The organism is Massilia norwichensis, from assembly GCF_024753245.1.
Classification (GTDB): Bacteria; Pseudomonadota; Gammaproteobacteria; order Burkholderiales; family Burkholderiaceae_D; genus Telluria; species Telluria norwichensis.
Window position 1 is genome coordinate 1 of sequence record NZ_JANUGX010000061.1, and the last position, 3,328, is coordinate 3,328.

Here is a 3,328-nt window from a genome sequence, read left to right on the forward strand (position 1 = left end):
TCCGAAGCCACTTGTCAGCCAATAAACGGTCCAGTCACCAGCCATTGTCACCTCGGTATCCTGCGTGGTCTGTGTGCCTTCATCCTCATGATGCGCATCTCCACGCGTTCAAAGTCGCATGCCCAGCCAGATAACCGCTTCCGTTGCGGCAGAGATCCCGGAGCCGATGAGTCGGTCAATGACGCCAGTATGGCGAATATGCTTTGCGGACTGGTCGTGATGCTGCTGCTCTTCGCTCAATATAGCCGAGATGGCGACAGTCGCATCGGGATCGGCGTTACCGATCTCCAGGAGTTGCTGCCGCAAATGTCGGAGTACCACCCGCTCTACCGCCACGGTTGCGCTTGCGATGGATTGCGCGCCCATCAAGCCGGTAAGAAGGCCGAGCACGTATCCCCCCAGGGCGCACAGCCAATAGCTGCGGCAGCGTGGCAGTCCCCTGCGCTTCAATTCCTTGGCAAAGATGGCGCGATGCCGCTCTTCATGGGCCTTGAATTCGGCCAACTCGGGCAGCAGGGAAGGCGCTCGTAGCCGTGCCATTGCGATCTGCCCGGCGTATATATTTGTCGCGCCGTGTTCGCCTGCATGGTTCACCTTGATGATCCGTCCGGCGTCGATGGTTGAACCCCGTGCGCTGTCCATGAAAATCCAACCTGAGCTTGGATGCGTTATTCAAATACGGCTTTGGTCCAGTAAGAAACGGAGCATCTGTTGGGTGGCACCCAACAGATGCAATCGAAGTGTGCCAGAGAAACCAACACACAGCGATCCCCAGGTTTGCAATTCCTTAGCCAAGCGCTATCCCGCGACTGGCACGCTTTCTGCAAATCTCGATGATACCGGCACCCCGCCCGACAAAACGGTACTACTGAGGAGATTAAGATGAACAAGCTGACGATCAAAGATCTGGCCATCGCCAAGGAACTCGACAGGCAGCAAATGACGAGCATTGAAGGTGGCATGGGACGCACGCCGCAACAAATCCTGGCGTGGGAATTGACCGGCAAGCCCGCCACCTGGCAGGGCCTGGTCCTGGGGGACGACAATCGCCTGCACGTGCCGGCGATCTGAGATTCGCAGCGCGGAAATTGCCAGCCCGGCTTCCGGCCGCGACTGCGAGCGCGTCGCGCATGTGTGCGGCGCCGGCACCATGCCCGTCACGCCATGGCCGATAAAGTCGACGATATCGGCCATGGCGTGGCCCTGGGAAAAGCGAAGCGCTTACTGCGAATCCTGCGGAATGTACTTCCCGAGATTGGCAATGAAATCGTCGAGGTTTTCTTCCATCATCGCGCGGAACTGGCCGGTGAAATACTCCAGCGCCCGCTCCTTCTCGGCCTGCATGTTTTCCGGGGTGCCGGTGGTGCGGGCGACGATGAAGGCATTGAAGCGGGTCGCGGCGTACATGGTCGACGCGCAGACTTCATTCGGGTCGGCCGATTCGCACTGGTCGTTGGCGGTGTTGATGATGGTGTTGACGCGGTTCCAGAATTCCGGGCCGGGAGTTTGGTTGCTCATGATATAGGTCGTGGCTGTTTAGACAGGGCAAGCTGGGATAGCAAGCAGCACACTGTAGCATACGCAATGTCGCGACCGATCCCAGCGCGGCGATCCAGCCCTGCCCTCAGCCAGGCACGCTTACTTACTTACCTGCTTGCTTGCGCGCTTGCGTTCCTTCTGCCGCTTCCGAAGGGTCTTGACGTAGCCGATCAGGGCCTCATTCATCCGGTCCTGGATGCCATGCAGTCTGAACATCAGGCCAGTCATGCTGCGAGACCGGCACAGCAGCAATTTGCCGCGCCGCTGCAGTACGTGCGTGGAGCGGAATTCCTGGTTCGGCGTCCCGTAGCCGAAATCGGCATGGATAAAATGCGAAGACGCGATCGCATCCTGCAAGGCCAGGTGCACGACGCTCGTGCCGACCGATAAGCTCGCGTACGCTGGATCGCAGAAGATATTGTGCACGTGCCATACCTCGTCGGAACGGGTGCCCAGCACCAGAGCGATTGTCCGGCCACCGCATTGCAGCAGGTAGGAGTGCAAAAGACCGTGGCGCGCCAGGCTCTCGAGCTTCGCCTGCGAATTCTGGACCACGAAATCCTCGGCGCCATGCAGGTTCTGTATGGCTTCGGTCAGTGCGGCGACCTGATGCGCATGCTCGACCCGCACCAGTGCGACCTCGCCTGCTTCCTTGCTCAGCAGGCGCACCTGGCGCGACAGGTTGTAGCGCTTCTTGGCGCTGAGCTTTTGCAGATAGGTCTCGACATCTGCCGGCAGGGGTACGGTATGGCAGTCGCGCCAGCCCTGCATGACGTGGCTGGACAAACCATTGCCGCCGATTGCGCCAGCTAACTCTGCAGGCACGGCCTGCAATAGCAGCGCGCGGCAATCGGGGTAATTCTGCAACAGGCTCTTCAGGACGAAACCGCCCAGATCCTCTTCGCCCGCATCGAGCAAAGGTAGGCTGCCAAGCACCTGATAGACAGGAACAGTACGCGTGAACAGGGTCAGGGGACCGAGACGCACATTCACGGTCTGCGTCGTTTTGCGGCCGGGAACGACACCCACGATCCTGGCATCGCTACGGCGGCGCACGAGGTGGAGATGGCATGCTGCCCCGCCGGCCGGGCCAGTCTCCATCAGATAATCGAAGAACGCCGGCAGCTGGTACAGCCTTTCCGGACTGCGGCGCGTTGCCAGCAAGTGGCGCCAGGCAGCCTGTACATCTGAACGCTGATATTCCTGGCCAACATCGACGAATTCGAAACGCTGTGACGCATCGGCACGCTGTCCGGTCGCGGCACTTGTCACGGACCAGGGTGAAGTGCTCGGTATTTCCTCGGCATGTGGAACAGATACTTTCACGTCAACCTCGCGCAGGCCAGTTTATTCATCAAAATGACGAATTTGAGTGTATTTACAGCCCTCTCAATAATAACTAGCGGTAACTCGGCAGTACAGTAGTTTTATCCTAAGGCAATGATGCTTTTGTTAAACGGTGAACTTGCAGAGGACCGCAACATGCGATCCACGCTGGGCATTTGTTAATTCATGCATCAAGCATAAATGATCGCGCGCAAATCGTTGTGCGCAAGATACAGTGCACCATCAGTAATGCGGCGGCTTTTCGTTCACCGGGCCCTGCCCGGCATCGCGCAGCGCGCGGACATGTTCGGCCAGCTTGGCCACCATGGTTTCCAGCTGGTCGATACGGCGGCCTTGCTCGTAGATGGTCTGGTTCAGGGACTCGACCAGGTTTTCCTGGTGCGCCACCTTGATTTCGATATCGATAAAACGGTTTTCGTCGCTCACGGCGCAGCACTCCTGA

Annotated in this window: 5 protein-coding genes; 1 reads left to right on the forward strand and 4 read right to left on the reverse strand. The window is 58.7% G+C overall.

From position 1 onward, the window contains the following. Positions 1 to 108: 108 nt before the first annotated feature. Positions 109 to 642 carry a demethoxyubiquinone hydroxylase family protein gene (locus NX782_RS26035; RefSeq protein WP_258848414.1) on the reverse strand — a complete coding sequence of 178 codons (534 nt, stop codon included), beginning with the start codon at positions 640 to 642 and terminating at the stop codon, positions 109 to 111. A gap of 240 nt (positions 643 to 882) precedes the next feature. Here NX782_RS26035 and NX782_RS26040 point away from each other — a divergent pair, with 240 nt between their 5' ends. Continuing rightward, positions 883 to 1,071 carry a hypothetical protein gene (locus tag NX782_RS26040; RefSeq protein ID WP_258848415.1) on the forward strand — a complete coding sequence of 63 codons (189 nt, stop codon included), beginning with the start codon at positions 883 to 885 and terminating at the stop codon, positions 1,069 to 1,071. A 150-nt stretch (positions 1,072 to 1,221) separates the two neighbouring features. Here NX782_RS26040 and NX782_RS26045 read toward each other — a convergent pair whose 3' ends face one another. The 3 genes from NX782_RS26045 to NX782_RS26055 form a co-directional block, all read right to left on the reverse strand. Beyond that, the gene (locus NX782_RS26045; RefSeq protein WP_258848416.1) at positions 1,222 to 1,518 is read right to left on the reverse strand and encodes a DUF3144 domain-containing protein; all 297 of its coding nucleotides are present in this window, start codon (positions 1,516 to 1,518) and stop codon (positions 1,222 to 1,224) included. A 120-nt stretch (positions 1,519 to 1,638) separates the two neighbouring features. Then, positions 1,639 to 2,865: a GNAT family N-acetyltransferase gene (locus NX782_RS26050; RefSeq protein WP_258848417.1), complete on the reverse strand. Its 1,227-nt coding sequence runs from the start codon at positions 2,863 to 2,865 to the stop codon at positions 1,639 to 1,641. 243 nt (positions 2,866 to 3,108) lie between these two features. Continuing rightward, a partial coding sequence (locus tag NX782_RS26055; protein WP_308633139.1) for a SlyX family protein occupies positions 3,109 to 3,328 on the reverse strand: 220 nt, incomplete at its 5' end.